Origin of the sequence: Shewanella polaris, from assembly GCF_006385555.1 — a bacterium.
In the GTDB taxonomy this organism is placed as follows: domain Bacteria; phylum Pseudomonadota; class Gammaproteobacteria; order Enterobacterales; family Shewanellaceae; genus Shewanella; species Shewanella polaris.
The window spans coordinates 1,506,775-1,523,543 of record NZ_CP041036.1; the positions used below are offsets into that span (position 1 = coordinate 1,506,775).

The 16,769-nt window shown below is 40.2% G+C and carries 11 protein-coding genes and 3 tRNA genes; 8 read left to right on the forward strand and 6 right to left on the reverse strand.

Annotated elements, in window-relative coordinates; translation table 11 throughout:
• The first annotated feature begins 494 nt into the window (after positions 1-494).
• The 8 genes from FH971_RS06655 to FH971_RS06690 all read left to right on the forward strand — a co-directional run bounded on the left by FH971_RS06655 (position 495) and on the right by FH971_RS06690 (position 7,479).
• Positions 495-2,318, forward strand: a complete 1,824-nt coding sequence (locus tag FH971_RS06655) for a PKD domain-containing protein (protein WP_140233782.1) — start codon at positions 495-497, stop codon at positions 2,316-2,318.
• 810 nt (positions 2,319-3,128) lie between these two features.
• Complete coding sequence (locus FH971_RS06660) at positions 3,129-3,548, forward strand: secondary thiamine-phosphate synthase enzyme YjbQ (RefSeq protein WP_140233783.1); 420 nt, start codon at positions 3,129-3,131, stop codon at positions 3,546-3,548.
• A 250-nt stretch (positions 3,549-3,798) separates the two neighbouring features.
• Positions 3,799-4,443 carry a UvrY/SirA/GacA family response regulator transcription factor gene (uvrY, locus tag FH971_RS06665; protein ID WP_140233784.1) on the forward strand — a complete coding sequence of 215 codons (645 nt, stop codon included), beginning with the start codon at positions 3,799-3,801 and terminating at the stop codon, positions 4,441-4,443.
• A gap of 44 nt (positions 4,444-4,487) precedes the next feature.
• Positions 4,488-6,320 (forward strand): excinuclease ABC subunit UvrC, encoded by a 1,833-nt coding sequence (gene uvrC, locus FH971_RS06670; RefSeq protein WP_137221655.1) that lies wholly within the window; start codon positions 4,488-4,490, stop codon positions 6,318-6,320.
• A gap of 44 nt (positions 6,321-6,364) precedes the next feature.
• A complete protein-coding gene (pgsA, locus tag FH971_RS06675; protein ID WP_137221653.1) occupies positions 6,365-6,913 on the forward strand; it encodes a CDP-diacylglycerol--glycerol-3-phosphate 3-phosphatidyltransferase in 549 nt (182 codons plus the stop codon).
• A gap of 240 nt (positions 6,914-7,153) precedes the next feature.
• Positions 7,154-7,229: transfer RNA gene (locus FH971_RS06680), tRNA-Gly, on the forward strand.
• Between the two features lie 41 nt (positions 7,230-7,270).
• Positions 7,271-7,344, forward strand: a tRNA-Cys gene (locus FH971_RS06685).
• A 49-nt stretch (positions 7,345-7,393) separates the two neighbouring features.
• Positions 7,394-7,479, forward strand: a tRNA-Leu gene (locus FH971_RS06690).
• Positions 7,480-7,627: 148 nt separating this feature from the next.
• Here the strand turns inward: FH971_RS06690 and panP are convergent.
• The 6 genes from panP to FH971_RS06720 all read right to left on the reverse strand — a co-directional run bounded on the left by panP (position 7,628) and on the right by FH971_RS06720 (position 16,730).
• Entirely contained in the window at positions 7,628-9,268 is a 1,641-nt protein-coding gene (gene panP / locus FH971_RS06695) for a pyridoxal-dependent aspartate 1-decarboxylase PanP (protein WP_140233785.1), read from the reverse strand.
• 230 nt (positions 9,269-9,498) lie between these two features.
• Positions 9,499-10,668: a glycerate kinase family protein gene (locus tag FH971_RS06700; protein WP_140233786.1), complete on the reverse strand. Its 1,170-nt coding sequence runs from the start codon at positions 10,666-10,668 to the stop codon at positions 9,499-9,501.
• Between the two features lie 21 nt (positions 10,669-10,689).
• On the reverse strand, positions 10,690-12,048 hold the full coding sequence (locus FH971_RS06705; RefSeq protein ID WP_140233787.1) for a GntP family permease: 1,359 nt from the start codon (positions 12,046-12,048) through the stop codon (positions 10,690-10,692).
• Between the two features lie 129 nt (positions 12,049-12,177).
• Entirely contained in the window at positions 12,178-13,335 is a 1,158-nt protein-coding gene (locus tag FH971_RS06710; RefSeq protein ID WP_140233788.1) for a sugar diacid recognition domain-containing protein, read from the reverse strand.
• 307 nt (positions 13,336-13,642) lie between these two features.
• Complete coding sequence (locus FH971_RS06715) at positions 13,643-15,730, reverse strand: MtrB/PioB family decaheme-associated outer membrane protein (RefSeq protein ID WP_140233789.1); 2,088 nt, start codon at positions 15,728-15,730, stop codon at positions 13,643-13,645.
• A gap of 10 nt (positions 15,731-15,740) precedes the next feature.
• Positions 15,741-16,730 (reverse strand): DmsE family decaheme c-type cytochrome, encoded by a 990-nt coding sequence (locus FH971_RS06720; RefSeq protein WP_140233790.1) that lies wholly within the window; start codon positions 16,728-16,730, stop codon positions 15,741-15,743.
• Between the last annotated feature and the right edge of the window lie 39 nt (positions 16,731-16,769).

Here is a 16,769-nt window from a genome sequence, read left to right on the forward strand (position 1 = left end):
AACAGTTAATTGCCGGCATTTAACACGATATTTAGGAACATCTTGTATCGCACATTGACTTAGGTCTGATTTCTAGCATCGAACTTAAAATTATACTATAGGGTACTTTATAAACCCACCCTAATGAGTGGGACAATATTTATCGAGTAAAATTAATCCGACTTAAATTCTAGTTTTGAGCGTTAGCGTTTACTGTTGCAATGAATGTTTTCGGTCTAATGAGCTGTGTGTCTATTATTTCGCTAAATTATCTTTAATTATAAACATCCACGGTGATTAGTTTTAAACGCTTAAGACGCAGTGGTTAGTGGCGTATTCATATTAAATATCAACTTGTTAAAATTATAATTTTAGCTTTGTTTGAATCATTAACAGTGATAGTATCTTTTAAATTAACCAAAATGGTGCATTTATTTAACAATTGGTATTCTTTTAATTAACAATAATGCAGGGCCAACTATTAAATAGAGCCAACTATTAAATAAGGATATACAGTGAATTTAAAAAGAATAATAACATTAACGATATTACTAGGTTTAACAGCATGTGGTGGTGGCAGTGACGGTGAATCAGAACCAATATCATTGATTCAACCTCCACCTCTGGAAAATATTATTCCAATAGCCAATATCGTGTCTATTTCATCTGTTATTTCTATGACCGAAGTTCAATTGAATGGCGCTAGTAGTGCTGATTCCGATGGCCAAATTCAAACTTATCAATGGCTACAAATTGACAATGGTGCACCCACGATTGTGTTTTTTGATTCCACGCAATCTGTAACTGGTTTTATTGCTCCTGACGTACAGCAAGAGACCGAATTTCGTTTGCAACTAACTGTTACCGATAATGAAGGTGCAACAAATAGTGTTGAAACACTGCTTACTGTATTACCTATCCCTTTACAACAAGGGCATCAAGGTAGAGTGATTGATGGCTATTTAACTGGTGCAACAGTGTGGTTAGATATTAACAATAATGGTGAGTTTGATGAAGATGAACCAAATGACGTCACCGATACAGGCGGTGAGTATTCGTTGAAATATAATGCCGAACAACAAGTATGTGCAACTTTAGTACCAGTAAGAGTAGATGTTCCTGTCGGTGCAATTGATGAAACCGAAGGTGTTGTTACCTCCGCTTATCAACTTGTTTACCCACCGCTTTATGGTCAGTTTAATCCTGAACAAGCCGCATATATTACGCCATTAACGTCGGCTGTTTGGGACATGTTATCTTCATCTCCTACCGTTAACAGTACAGATAAAAATACCGAGGTCCTTCAAGCTAGTTGTAAGCAGCTCATTGAAAATCCTCAAAGCCAGCTGAACTATGCTTCGCTTATCAATGAAGCCATTGATGATTTTACTCGAAAATCTAATATATCGATTGATGATTTATTCAGTGATTTTATTGAAAATGGCAATCAAGCCCTGCAACAGACGGCACGCCGTTACGTTACAGGGTTAAGCTTAAGTTTGAAGAAGAAAGCTGAACTGTTAAAAAATGATTTATACAAAGACGCTAGTTATATTCGAGTCATTCATTATCTAGATAAAGCGCCTGCAGCAGAAGAGCTTACTGAAAATGTCTGGTACCGAGATATCGTTGTTTTCTACCCAGACGATCGTCAATTTTTCTCAGAATCAGCAAGAATGGTCAGCGATGATAATGGCGACGTAACTGATGCCGTTCTATATGTCTATTATCGCCGTCATAACAACGCATTTTCATGGGGGGACAATGGCAGGTACATCGCTAGTTATGATGAGCGAAATACCGCTGATGGCCAGTTAGAGACTTGTTTTAATAACGAAAGTGTTATGGTTACTCATGACGTCGAACTCGTACCGGTACAATTTACACTAAGCAATACCTACTCAACAGATACTGGTGAGTGTCAATTCACGGCCGACATTTTTACTCAAGCTTATGAGCGTGTTTATTACGTTGATTATAGTGAAAACAATATTAATTATCTTATGCAGTTTTCACAATTTAAAACGAATGGGGCATTTCCCACGCTTAATGATTGGGTTAATTTACAAGACCGTTCTGCAGAATATTCAACCACAGAGTTAGTCACTTTATTAACTGATTATGGTTATACGTTTACAGATGATACTGGCATACAAGATACTGACTTTAGTTGGTACAAACGTAAAACTGACGACTCTCAAGAACATAGAGTGACCACCGATAAAAACTATGATGCAAATACTGGGGTGATTAGCTGGACTCGGTTAACTGAGCAAAGTAATCATACTAATATAAAGCAATGCAGTACGGATGGTATTAATTGGGGGGCATGTTTGTAGTGTTTATATTGAACATTACATAGCATAGGACATTCATTATTAATTAATATGATGCTTGCCTTAATAAATTAACCGCTCAGTCATCATGTTCTGCCTTGGACATGATGACTGTGGAGTCCTTAGTATCTGCGGTAAAATTTCTTATGTTTAAGTGCTTATTGCTCTTTTAAGTCATTTTTATGAGTAAACCTATATGACATTATTCCATTAGTGCAAGGATCGTCTCAATGGGATCGTGTTCTTCTGTGTGATATTCAATTTGGGGTTTCTGCTTACTCGATTAATGATTCTGACTATTTAACGTTTAACCTTGGTACATAACATATCGACAAGGCGGACGCCGTTAGCAAGTGGCTTTGTTTTTTTAATATGAATATAGAGAGAAATAGCACCATCCAACCATGGTTAAATATCACTTGAAACACCGCTATTCAATAATATTTCTCTTCTTTTTTACACTTAGGGTTATGTGGCAATTGAAATGTCATTATGGGATTAATTTCAAGCAATAACGAGTTGTGCATTAACATTGAATGCTTACTGTTTAGCACGTCAGTCTTTGTCTATCAATATAGGGGTTAACAAGGTTATAAATTTGATAAGGTTTGTTGATGTAAGTTAGTTCATTTACCGTGACGTTGATGTAAATCGGTTAAAAATGAGTAAATAGCGTAAATTATGTGGCAATGAGTAATAGACACTTCAGAATGTACAATATTCTTATATCTGCTTCAGATTTGGCATTTAATGATGTGACCGAAACTGCCATGGCTGTTATCTGTAAGTTCGGATACGATGGAGATGGATTTAATGTGGTTACAACGAGAATTAATACTTAAACCTCAGCGACGTGGATTTCATTTAATTACCGACGAAGTGATGAAATTACTGCCAGAGCTGAGATCATTGAATGTTGGATTATTGCATGTGTTTATTCAGCACACTTCAGCATCATTGACCATTAACGAAAATGCTGATCCCACGGTTCGTGGAGATATGGAACGTCATTTTAATGTACTCGCGCCGGAAGATGCACCTTACTTTCAACACACTTATGAAGGGGCTGATGATATGCCTGCCCATATAAAGTCGACCTTGATAGGCGTGAGTCAAACAATCCCGATTACTAACGGACGCTTTAACCTTGGTCTTTGGCAAGGGTTATATTTATGTGAGCATCGAGACCATGCTTCTGCGCGCACCATTATTGCTACACTTCAAGGTGAATGATTCAAAAAGGTTAAAATTGCAATGCTCATATAACAAAGCAGTGTATTTTATATACATCCCTCACGTTCAATCATGACTTTGCTTGTGTAAGTAAATGTAAAGATGCTAAATTCATACTGCTTAGTGGGATGTGTAAGATATGTAATGCTACCTTGAATTTTCACGGTAACATTTCGCATGTAAATGTTTTATATATAAAAATGGCCCTAAAATTCAAAATTGAGTTACATATAATAATAGGTGGGTTTAGGTGATATCTGTATATTTGGTTGACGATCATGAGCTCGTGAGAACGGGTATTCGTCGCATTTTAGAAGATGAGCGTGGTATTAAAGTCGTTGGTGAAGCTCCTGATGGCGAAACCGCAGTACAGTGGTCTCGACAGAATGAAGCCGATGTCATTTTAATGGACATGAATATGCCTGGCATGGGGGGGTTAGAAGCCACCCGTAAGATTTTGCGTTATCAGCCAGATGCAAAAATTATTGTGTTAACCGTACAAACTGAAGATCCATTTCCGACTAAAGTGATGCAGGCGGGGGCTTCTGGGTATCTAACAAAAGGGTCTACATCGCCTGAAGTATTACGCGCAATTACTCAAGTTGCTCGTGGCCAACGATATCTGTCACCAGAAATTGCCCAGCAAATGGCGCTCAGTCAATTTAATCACTCTGACGAAAACCCATTTAGCAGCTTGTCTGAACGTGAATTACAAATCATGATGATGATAACCAATGGTGAAAAGGTTAATGACATCTCGGAAAAATTAAATTTAAGTCCAAAAACGGTCAATAGTTATCGTTATCGATTATTTGCTAAGCTTGGCATTGGTGGTGATGTTGAGTTGACCCGTTTAGCTATCCGTTACAAAATGCTCGATACCGGTTCATTTTAGTCAGGAATACTTTATTCCTCATAACGCATTAAGTAGCTTTAATCATGTCCAGTGGTTTTAACGCCAAATCTTTTTTAAAAAATGTTACTTCAGCTCCTGGCGTTTATCGAATGTACGATAAACGCCAACAAGTCATTTATGTTGGTAAAGCTAAAGATCTCAAAAAACGGTTAAGCTCGTATTTTAGAACCAATATCCCTAATGTTAAAACTCAAGCGCTGGTGGCGCACATCGATCATATTGATGTCACAGTTACCCATAGTGAAACCGATGCGCTATTACTCGAAAACGATTACATCAAACAGTACATGCCTAAATACAATGTTCTGTTGCGCGATGATAAATCTTATCCCTATATTCTGTTAAGCGGCCATAAACACCCAAGACTTGCTTATCATCGTGGCCCAAAACGTGAAAAAGGTCATTACTTTGGCCCGTACCCCAATGGTGGTGCTGTGCGCGAAAGTTTGCATTTAATGCAAAAGCTGTTTCCAATCCGTCAATGCGATGATTTGTACTATAAATCGCGATCTCGCCCTTGTTTACAGTATCAATTAGATCGTTGTAGTGCGCCTTGTGTTGGTCTGGTAAGTGATGATGAATACAATGAGCAAGTTAAATTAGCGAGTTTGTTTTTACGTGGTAAAGACAAGCAAGTGATAGCGCAATTGGTGGCAAAAATGGAAACTGCCGCGATTGATATGGAATACGAACACGCCGCACAATATCGTGACCAAATTACTGCGCTAAGGCGCGTAGCAGAACAGCAAGAAGTGACGAATCAAAAAGGAGATATGGATGTCATAGGCGTCGATTACGCGTCTGGTATTGCCTGTTTTCATCTGTTGTTTATTCGCGAAGGTAAAATTTTTGGCAGTCGTAGCTATTATCCTTCTGTACCAGCCGAAACCGACATAGAAGAAGTATTGTCGTCCTTCTTAGGTCAGTTTTATCTTAATGCTGATATTCAGCGTACCATTCCTAAAGAAGTCATCCTAAGCCATCACTTTGACGGCATAAAAGAACTTGAAGCATCGATAGAGCATGCATTAGATAAAAAGTTTGAATTAAAGACTCAAGTACGTGGTGACAGGGCTAACTTTTTACGTTTAGCGATGACCAATGCCAGTAATGCAGTAGCGACTAGGCTGTCGCATAAGAATACCGTTGAGCAACGATTCCAACTGCTTGAGGAAGCACTTGAACTTAATGAGCCAATTAAACGGATGGAGTGCTTTGACATCAGCCACACTATGGGCGAAAGCACAGTGGCATCATGTGTGGTGTTTAATCGCGAAGGACCGCATAAAGCTGACTACAGGCGTTATAATATTACTGGTATCACTGGTGGTGATGATTATGCCGCCATGGATCAAGCAATAAGGCGTCGGTTTGATAAAATTGATAATAATGGAAAAGTACCTGATTTGGTCTTTATTGATGGTGGCATTGGCCAATTAAGAGTGGCGCAAATGATTGTCGATGAAAAGTGTATTAATATTGATCATCCACCGCTATTAATTTGTGTGACTAAAGGGGAAGGGCGTAAAGCCGGACTTGAAACGTTTACCGTTGGAGGCAGTGAGCAAACGTTTGAGGTTGCCAGTGACTCACCTGCATTTCATTTAATGTTGCACATTCGCGATGAATCACATCGGTTTGCCATTACAGGGCACCGTAATAAACGCCAGAAAACGCGTAATACTTCTACATTAGAATCAATCACGGGTGTAGGCCCTAAAAGACGTAAAGCATTGTTGCAACATTTAGGTGGAATACAAGAAGTGAAGGGAGCTAGTGTGGCTGAATTGACAAAAGTGCCCGGAATTAGCTTAGAAATGGCACAAACAATTCATGATGCATTGCGAGGGGGCTAAAATTAGGGCAAAATTGACGCTGCTTCTGACAAATTGGTCTTTTTATGCCGTTTAATTTACCCATTGCACTGACATTATTCCGTATTGCTTTGTTACCCGTATTTATAGCTGTTTTCTATTTACCTTATCCATGGGCACCATTTGTTTCGGCATTTATTTTTTGGTTGGCAGCCTTAACAGATTGGTTAGATGGTTATGCTGCACGTAAACTTGGCCAGTTAACTCGATTTGGCGCTTTTTTAGATCCTGTTGCAGATAAAGTGATGGTGTCGACGGCACTAGTATTGTTGGTTCAGCAATATGACAATATGTATCTAACCCTTGCAGCATTATTTATGATCGGCCGCGAAATTGTTATTTCAGCCTTGCGTGAATGGATGGCAGAAATTGGTAAACGCGGTGTGGTAGCAGTGTCTTGGATTGGTAAATATAAGACTGCGGCGCAAATGGTTGCTATTATTGGTTTAATTTGGAAACCGACACCATGGTTAACCGATGTTGCTTTTGGTTTGTTTTATATTGCAGCGGCGCTAACGTTCTGGTCGATGATGAGTTATATTTCAGCAGCTTGGAAAGATTTAACTGCAGAATAGCGTAATAATAGTTCAATAAGATTATTTAGTGCGCAAACGATCAAAAATGCACGAATCAATAATTGACACTCGAGGTTAATTCGGTAGAATGCCTCCCCGTAGACAAGTGATGAGTCAGCAGCAAGCCTTAGGGGTTTATGTTAACTAACATGATTGAATACGAGACATTAGCTCAGTTGGATAGGTTGAAAGACGATACCTTTCTTGCTGTGATAATAAAGCATTATAAAAGTTATATAGGCGACATTAGCTCAGTTGGTAGAGCGATACCTTGCCAAGGTATAGGTCATCGGTTCGAACCCGATATGTCGCTCCAATTTCTTATCTTATCCGATGGATTTGAATTTGGTTAAAGATGGCGCGATGGCAGAATGGCTATGCTACGGATTGCAAATCCGTCTATCTCGGTTCGACTCCGGGTCGCGCCTCCACAATATTACGTTTGATGGTTACTTTTAGTAACGGTTAAAACAACACTTTGCCCGAGTGGTGGAATCGGTAGACACAAGGGATTTAAAATCCCTCGCTGAATAAGCGTGCCGGTTCAAGTCCGGCCTCGGGTACCATTATAATCTCTAGTAATAGAGAATGGTGTAAAAAAGCCTCAACAATAGTTGGGGCTTTTTTACGTCTGAAATTTAGGTTTTATTGAAAATGTCGAGAAAACCCACTGATCGACACGAAGTGCGTCGGTGGGTAGTTCACCAAGTTCCTCTATAACGCTAACAGCTGTGGTAAATATTCGTTGTCTAAAGCTGCAATGCTGGCTTGTTCCGTTAGTACATCTTGCAAAATTTGATGACTGGTTAACGGGTTGGCCAGTACGACTCTGAATACTGTGGTTGGTTGACGAGAGTATTTTACAGGCTTAATGCGTGTGCGTGACACGAATGATTTGCCTTGTTCGCGTTGATGCTTTTGAATGAATTGTGTCAGTCCGTCTAATAACTCGTTAATTTTAAACACCAATTCTGTGTTGTTGTTCGATATTGCCGTCGTCAGTATTGCTTGTACCGATGCGGGTACATAGCGATACGTCAGCAGGCATAACTCTGGGGCGGTGACTAACTCGAAATCAGCATGCTGGTTGATGATTGAGGCAAAATAACGGGCTTTTTCTAAGCTGTTATTAATGAGGATTTCATAACCATCACGGCCAATAATTTGAAGGCAAGCATTTACTAGCATTGCCATCCCTGGGCGTGAGCCTTCAAGAGTATGACTGCCTAGGTCTTTTGAACCCACACGTAAGATATATTCTGCATGATGGACAATGGCGTTTGCCAGTTCTGGGTCTTTAAATAGCACCATACCAGCGCCCATCGGGACATACATTTGCTTATGGGCGTCGATAGTGACTGAATCGGCTAACTCGATACCTTTTAGTAAGTGGCTATATTTTTTGGATAATAAACTTGCGCCGCCCCATGCTGCATCTACATGGAAATGGCAATTTAACTCATTGGCTAATGCAGCTAATTCATTTAAGGGATCTATATTACCTGTTTCAGTTGTGCCTGCGATACCAACAATGGCCATGACTTTAATATTTTGTTGTACCAGCTTTTTTGCTGCATCACGCATGGCGGCTACATCGACTTTATGATGTTCGTCGGTTGGGATGCTAATGATGTTATCTCGGCCAATACCTAACAAGTCTGCCGTTTTACCCAAAGAGTAATGACCACGATCAGACACTAGAATGGCAAGGTCATCATAGCCATAAAAGCGTAATGCTTTAATCATTCCTTCACGGGTTACACCTTTAAACTCACCGTGTGGTTGTAACAATCGGTTTCGAGCGATCCACAGTGCGGTGATATTAGCAACGGTGCCGCCAGAGCAAAATGCCCCGAGGGAATGGTCGGCGCTGTGCATCCATTGATGATAGAAATCATCAGATTGCTGATACACCAAATGGTGCATCATGCCTAATACCTGGCGCTCTAATGGGGTAAAGGCTTTTGATGTTTCAATTTTGACTAAATTTTGATTTAGTCCCACCATCATTTTTGACAGTGGTAATACAAAATAAGGCAAGGCCGAGGTCATGTGTCCAATAAAGCTGGGTGCCGAAGTATGGACTGAATGGGCGACTAAGTTTTGCATTATTTCGTCGGCATAATCAGAGACGAATTTAGGATCTGTCGGGATCTGATATGCGCTAAAGTCGGTTTCTATTTCTGACAGTGGTTTTTCCAATGCGGCGATGCTGTTGCCTAAAAACCCTGCGAGGTCTTGAGACAGTTTTTGCTCAATAATGCTCAACGTTGAAGTTGAATCTTCAGGGGCGGTAAAAATTCGCAGTAAACTGTCTTCTGAAGCGTGTGCTTGACGGGTGATTTTGGAGGTCATTTTGCTTGCCGTAATGATGAAGACTTCATCCTGTTAGCCTTAAGTGATGCTTTACGATGAAGACTGCACCTTCAGGATGAAATAAGGGAGCTAACTTTACTGTATGGCTGGTTTTGCTTCAAGTATTTATCTCGTTATTACTGATGATTGGATTAGGATATGCGAAAAATGAGTGATGTCGATAGGATTTATCCAGCACAAATATATAAGTGTATTTGTGCTGGATAACATTACTTTTTAACCAATGAAAGAGACATAATTGCCGCAATATTTCGTGCAGTATTGGTTAAATTAATTTGGGCTTCAGACAATATTTGTTCTAATGGTTGTAAACTTGGAATAATGGGGAAAATTGCGTTCATGCCTTCGACTAAAATAGCATCTGCATTTTGGCCAAGACATCCAGAAATGCCAATAACGGGAATGTTTTGCAGCTTAGCCACGTTAAGTACTCCCATAGGGGTTTTACCAAATACCGTTTGGCCATCAATACGACCTTCGCCAGTGATCACTAAATCAGCATCGCGACAATACTCCGCCAGTTTAACGCTTTTGGTGACAATATCGACACCAGGCTTTAAGGACGCATTTAATATCGCCATCACGCCAAACCCCATGCCTCCAGCAGCCCCTGCTCCAGGATGTAATCGGCAATAAGTATTCATTGATTGGCCAAGTTGCTGGTTAATGGTGTGGGCAAAATATTCTAAAGCTTGGTCGAGTTGTTCTATCATCTCAGTTGTGGCCCCTTTTTGTGGGCCAAAAATAGCACTGGCACCTCTTGGTCCACATAATGGATTATCGACATCGCATGCCACTTCAACGACACAATCTTTAATTGCGGGATGAAGCGATTGAATATCTATTTGATGCAAGGTGTTGAGGGCAGCGCCCCCAAAAGGCAGCGGTGCATCAGCAATATCGCTAAGTTTTACGCCTAATGCTTGCATCATTCCTGCGCCTGCATCATTAGTCGCACTGCCTCCTAAGCCTAAAATGATATGTCTAATGCCTCTATTCAATGCATCAACAATTAACTCACCAGTACCAAAACTGGTGGTTAATAACGGATTCCGGTGGGTTAACGGCACATGGTGTAAGCCCGATGCCGCGGCCATTTCTATGACCGCAGTTTGGTTTCCAGCTTCATCAAGTTGCCCTAACACACCATAAAATGCATCCACAGGTAATCCTAAAGGACCTGTGACCGTGAGGTTGATAATCTCTCCTTGGGTGGCATCAACCATGGCTTGTACTGTTCCTTCGCCGCCATCGGCCATCGGCACTTTGCAATATTCTGCATCAGGAAAGATAACCTTAAACCCTTGTTCGATGGCATTGGCCACTTCGAGCGCGCTTAAGCTTTCTTTAAATGAATCTGGTGCAATAACAATCTTCATAATAAGGCTCTGATTAATAATTTACAGTAAAAATAAGCTCAATAGATAAACGGTAATCATCGCCGTGATACCTTGGATCAAGGTCGCCATTGTTTGGGCCCGATAAGCTTGTTTAACGCTCATGTGACTAAACTCAGTTACTACCCAGAAGAAGCTATCATTGGCATGTGAAACTGTCATTGCTCCTGCACCAATAGCCATTACGGTTAATACTCGACCCATTTCTGAAGCTAAACCAATATCGCCTAATAATGGTGCCACTAATGCAGACGTGGCGACCAAGGCAACAGTGGATGAACCTTGGGTTGATTTCAGTGTGGCTGCAACAATAAACGGCATAAAAATACCTACACCTAATCCTGATAAACCGTTACCAAGAAACACACCAATTTCAGTGGCTTTTAATACCGCGCCAAATGCACCACCAGCACCAGTGATTAATAAAATGGGCGCGCAGACAACTAATCCATGGCCAATACGTTCACTAAATTCTTTAATTTTTTCGTTACTTTTTAACAAAAATAACGATAACAGTAAGCCAATCATTAAGGCATTAACGGGTTGACCTAAAAAGACTAACATATTGAATAAGCTTTCTTCTCCAAGCGGTTTTGAAGGAAAGTTAGCCACTGAACCTAAACAAATAAAAATAATAGGGACAAAAATAGGTGAGAATGCTTTTATTGGGCTAGGTAACTCGCCATAAACTTTTTTTAGTTCATCAAAATCTTGCTGAGACAGCTTAAGTTCCTCTGCGCCTTCTCCATCTGGTTCCTCATTAGCAAAACGGTTGGCCCATAACATACCAGCAAAAGCGGCAATCGCTGCTACAAACACACCTACAGCTATTACTAGTCCTAGTTGCGACTCAAGCCCTAGATTCCCTGCCGCTGCGATAGGACCTGGAGTAGGAGGCACAAAAGTATGAGTAGCGTATAACCCTGTTGCTAGTGCGACACTCATGGAAACTTGTGACACCTTCATACGGTTAGCCATCGATTGTTTTAATGAATTTAAGATAACAAAACCTGAATCACAGAAAACAGGTATCGACACCAAATATCCAATCATTGACATGGTTAGGGTTGGAAAACGCTGGCCAAACAGTTTAATGACCACATCGGCCATGGTAATTGCCGCGCCGCTTTTTTCGAGAATAGTACCGATAATCGTACCTAATACAATGACTAAACCGATATAACCTAAAATCCCACCGAAACCACCAGTGATAATTTTGGCAATGTCATTGGTGGGTAAGCCATAGGCAAATGCGGTGATAAATGACGCTAGAATAAGGGTTAAAAAAGGATGTAGTTTAAATTTGGAGGTGGCGATGACAATGAATGCTATCACGCCGAGTAAGATCAAGATTAGTCCCATAGAGTACTCGTTATTTATTTTTGTATGAGTGGTTTAGTATTCATCATAGTAAACCATTAATAATAAATTACTTTGTTCATCGGAACTGATAAATATACAATTCGTGACTATTTTTGTGCCATTGCACAATTAGGCGTTAGGTTGATGTATTAGCTGACCTAAATAGAGACTCAGTAAGCCATTAAAACTGTGTAAATCGATATTGGTGATGGTTTGAATCTTATCTAATCGGTAACGTAATGTGTTTCGATGTATAAACAAGCTGTTAGCACAGGTTTGTATGTCTCCCATATGTTCAAGATAAGCGGCAAGGGTTTTTTGCAGTTGTAGATTTTTGTCCACTTCAATCAGTTTCATATAAGGCCCGGCAAGGGCATTACCTCGCCAGTGGTGACGTAAGCCTGATAAAAGCACTTGCAAGCTGTAATCTTGATATAAATATTTGCTTTTTGTTGGGTGTAATTTTTTGCCAATATCCATGGTTTCTTTGGCGGTGCGGTAAGAGTAACTGATACCTAAATCACCGCTAAAATAATGGCCTAACGATATATGTAGGCTAAGTTGCATGTTTGCGGGTAAGCGTTTGAGTAATTGGTTGATGCGTTGATTTTCGAGTTCTGAGTCAAATTGTTTACCGTCTAAAAACGCAGGTTTTAAAATCACTAATTGTGTTAGTGAAGTCATGGCGATTAAATTATCGCGTACAGGGTTTTGTAATAAATACAGGACTTGTTTTAATGCTTGATTATCTTGTTGATATAGTGGGTTATTACTATCTAATTCGATAATTGCAGCGACTCTTGGTACGCTTAAATCAATACCTAATTGCAATGCCCATTGCTTTAATGAAACTAAGTCTTGTTCGTTGGCATGAATGAGTTGTGAAATAAACTCTTCTTTTTGACGATTTTGCCATTGTAATTGTTCTTGTAAATTGGCTTGCTCGACAATCATTTCTGCGGTCATTCTAAGTAATTCACCATAGTGACTTAACGTATCGGGTTCGCCTGTGATGCCAATCACACCGACAACTTGACCTTGATAATGCAATGGTAAATTAAGCCCAGGTTTTACCCCTTGTAGATTTGAAGCGATAGTTTGACTTATCTCAACGTTACGGTTTTGGCTAATAGCCAATAATGCGCCTTCATGTATAGTGCCAATTCGTTCAACATCACCTGATCCCAATATAACTGCTTGAGCATTCATCACATTGATATTATGGCCAATAATTTTCATGGTTCGGTCAACAATCTTAGCGGCAATTAGTGTGTCAATCTGAAACATGAATTCCTCTGAGCGGTAAATAATGGTATGTGATAATACATGATGTAGATTACGCAGTTGAATGCCGTTGACGTATAAAGAGTTTGATATTTGAATATTTATACGTCAGGTTATGGCCTTAGTGCTCTTCAGTATAAGACCATAAGGTTAATTGAGATATTAATGCCATGCTAACACCGTTTGTTAAGGTATTTTTATATATTCAACTTTTGGTACTTATTAAAAGAAGCGCTATAAAAACGCCAACCTAGATCAGGTTGGCGTAATGTTACAGGTGCAATTACTTTTCTTACGAAAAATATGTCATTTACAATGTATATTGAACATTGAGCATGATCATATGTGCCGTGTAGTCATGTTGTAAATTACCTAAACTCATTACGTTCCAAATGGTATCGACTTCAAGATCATTAGCATCATCGTTATCAAGATATTTTTCCATTTTGTAGTCAATGCGGAAGGCCATTTTTTCAGTGGCTTGATATTGAGCGTACACATTCACGTTATGCACTTTGGCAAAATAGTCACCGTAATTACCGGTAATACCTTGTCTAACTTGGGTCGTGCTGTCTGAGTCTGAGTAGGTGTAATCTAATCCTAGTCGTAAACGACTATCCATTAAATTATTGTAGCTTAAACCTGCTCCGACAACATCGACAGTGTCTTCAATATTGGCTTGCCAATTGGCTATACTGAAGTTGGTACTGCCAGATTGTTCCGATTTAATCACTTGATGGTTATAAAATGTATTGATATTGATATCGCTATTAACCATGTAGTTAAGATTAATATCGTAATTGGTATCTTTTGACTCGGTTAGGCCGATGTTAGTATCGGTATAATCATCAAGGGCATAACGAACACCAAAATCGACAGTTAAGTTATCAATTGGAGTGTGATTAAACCGCGCTTCAACTTGAGTGCGATCACGATCGGCCAAGTAGTATCTACGTAACAGTGAGTTTTGTTCAGACGATGATGACTCCGATGCTTGATACTCAGAACCATCTCTTTGACTAAAGCTACCTTTAAGCCACATGTCCCACATGTCAAAATTATTTAGGCGTATACGCGCCCAAAGATCATTCTCATCGGTTTTTTCACGGTCTTGATAGCTGCGTTCATTTCTTTCGAAATCGTAACCAGCATCAAGCTTAATATCATGGCTAATACGATAGTCAGTTGATAATTTAGCACGATGCGTGGTGAGATCGTATGGCGTGTTGTAAGCCAATTCACCGGTTACATCATTAATGCTAATTTGAGTCCACTGCTCTATATTGGTGTTGTTTTCTCTATCGTTATAATCGTAGCTACCAGTAAGACGCCATCCTCGGCTCAGTTTATTCACTACTTTTAATGTCATGCCAGTGATGTCAACTTTGGCATCAATACTCTCAGCGGGTAACGAGTAGCCATAACCTATATCCGTTAATTGCTGATCTTGAGTCATTTGACCAATGAGCAAGCGACCACTGAAGCTGGTGATAGAATCATTATATTGGCCCATTAACGAAATGGTATGTGATTCATTATCTGGATCAAGTGCAATGTAGCCGTGATCTTGAGCACCAAAAGTAGGATTGAACGCATTGTCAAAACCAAGCTCTTGGTTGTTGTTATTAAATACCGAACCGGTGTAATTTAAGCTGGTAAACCAATTCTTACCACCCAGTTTTATTCCCGCGTTTAAAACGTCAGTAGTGTAATCAACGGGCTCTGCGAGCATGATTGATTGATTGAAGAAGCTACCTGAAGCAATTTTGTTTCCGGTTTTCTCTTCTCGCTGAAAGTTAACGTAGGTAGTGAACAGTGATTCAGTTTGATATTCAAAACCTAATCCCGCCCGTTCACGTTTTAGCGACAGTTCAAAAGGCGTTAAACTGCTCGATAGCATTGGCATATCTGGAGTAGAACCTGCAGTGACCCAATTACTGGCTAGCGTAAGATCATCGCTGCCGATATTTTGATAAGGGCTTAAGGCATTGTTACTTTTATAAGTCTCAATAGCGCGATAGTTCAAATTGAGTTGATAGGTTCCGGGCTTACCGACTTCAACGTCCATACGGCCATTGTCCATGCCCATGTTGTAGGCAGTGACCTTTGCTTGATAGCCATTCTCACCATTATATTTAATATCAGCATCAACTTTGCCAGCAGTTTGATTACTGTTATGAAAAGCGTTTGCTGAATGTATATCGTCTTCACTGTTGTAAGCGACGCCGACACCTACAGTACCAGTGGTACCTGTATCGACTGCACACCCTTTACATTTCCATGCTGAATACTTAACGTTTTCAGTTTTAGCGTTTGCAAGACTGTAACCATCTGCCATTAGGCCAAAGCTGGTGCTAGTCAGTAACGCTAAGGTGATAAGATTTAATTTAGTGTTCATATATTTATCCTTAGCGTTGCAATAACTTACCAGATGGATGATTTGAACCATGTACTTGACTATGACAGTTCAAACAGCTACGACCACCAGTAAAGGCGCTACCATTTACAGTTGAGCCCATGTCAGTGTTGCCTAAATAAGCATTGCTGGTGTGCCCATCACCTGCATGACATTGTTGACATAATTGTGGTGCACGCGTTTTGAGCATGGCATCGTTAACTGAACCGTGTGGATTATGGCAATTAACACAATTTTCGGTAACAGGTGCATGCTCCCATAATTTAGGACCGCGCTTTTCTGCATGACATGAGTAACAGGTTTCATTTACAGTAGGCTGAACTAGATCTGCATCGCTCATGCTGCCGTGAGGATTATGACAGTCACTACACGTCATTTGATTCCATTTCATTGGGTGACTTGAGCGCTTATTCATGTCGGCTTTTTGCTTGGCATGACAACTCGTACACACTTCCATTTCAGTTTGCTTTGACAATATAGGGTCGTGTTCTGCGTGTACACTATGGCAAGACGCACAAGCTACATCGCCATTGGCGTGATGACTGCTGTCCCAAGACATGCGGTTATCGTCGAGATGGCAACTCATACAGACACTATTTTGTTTGTCTGCAGAGAGTGTTGACGTTGGGCCAAATGTGATCATGGGTTCTTTACCTCCACGATTATGAGAGCCAAGTGGGCCGTGACAAGCTTCGCACTGTAATCCTGCCATTGGGCTTTTTGAAGAGTCAATTGAGCCATGTACACCTTTAAAGATGGCCATCACTTTTTCTGACTTTTTATGACACATTAAACATGAGTCAGCGCCCTTAGGAGAATATTTACCTTCGGCGAATTTCTTATCTAAAGTGGCTTCAACTTCTGTTGGTGTCATGCTGGCGTCCCACTTTGCCGCTTGCACATTATTCGACATAAATACAGACGAAGCGGTGAGGCAGAGTAGGGCGAAAAATAGTGTATTAATTTGATGTGTGGTCTTCATAAGTCGACTTCCTGATTTGTCCATTTAATAGTCACTGAT

Excerpts from the sequence above, each read along its gene's own strand:
- uvrC (WP_137221655.1), top strand. The coding sequence starts at position 4,488 with ATGTCCAGTGGTTTTAACGCCAAATCTTTTTTAAAAAATGTTACTTCA.
- FH971_RS06710 (WP_140233788.1), bottom strand. The coding sequence starts at position 13,335 with ATGTTTCAGATTGACACACTAATTGCCGCTAAGATTGTTGACCGAACC.
- FH971_RS06700 (WP_140233786.1), bottom strand. The coding sequence starts at position 10,668 with ATGAAGATTGTTATTGCACCAGATTCATTTAAAGAAAGCTTAAGCGCG.
- panP (WP_140233785.1), bottom strand. The coding sequence starts at position 9,268 with ATGACCTCCAAAATCACCCGTCAAGCACACGCTTCAGAAGACAGTTTA.
- FH971_RS06705 (WP_140233787.1), bottom strand. The coding sequence starts at position 12,048 with ATGGGACTAATCTTGATCTTACTCGGCGTGATAGCATTCATTGTCATC.
- pgsA (WP_137221653.1), top strand. The coding sequence starts at position 6,365 with ATGCCGTTTAATTTACCCATTGCACTGACATTATTCCGTATTGCTTTG.
- FH971_RS06715 (WP_140233789.1), bottom strand. The coding sequence starts at position 15,730 with ATGAACACTAAATTAAATCTTATCACCTTAGCGTTACTGACTAGCACC.
- FH971_RS06660 (WP_140233783.1), top strand. The coding sequence starts at position 3,129 with ATGTGGTTACAACGAGAATTAATACTTAAACCTCAGCGACGTGGATTT.
- FH971_RS06720 (WP_140233790.1), bottom strand. The coding sequence starts at position 16,730 with ATGAAGACCACACATCAAATTAATACACTATTTTTCGCCCTACTCTGC.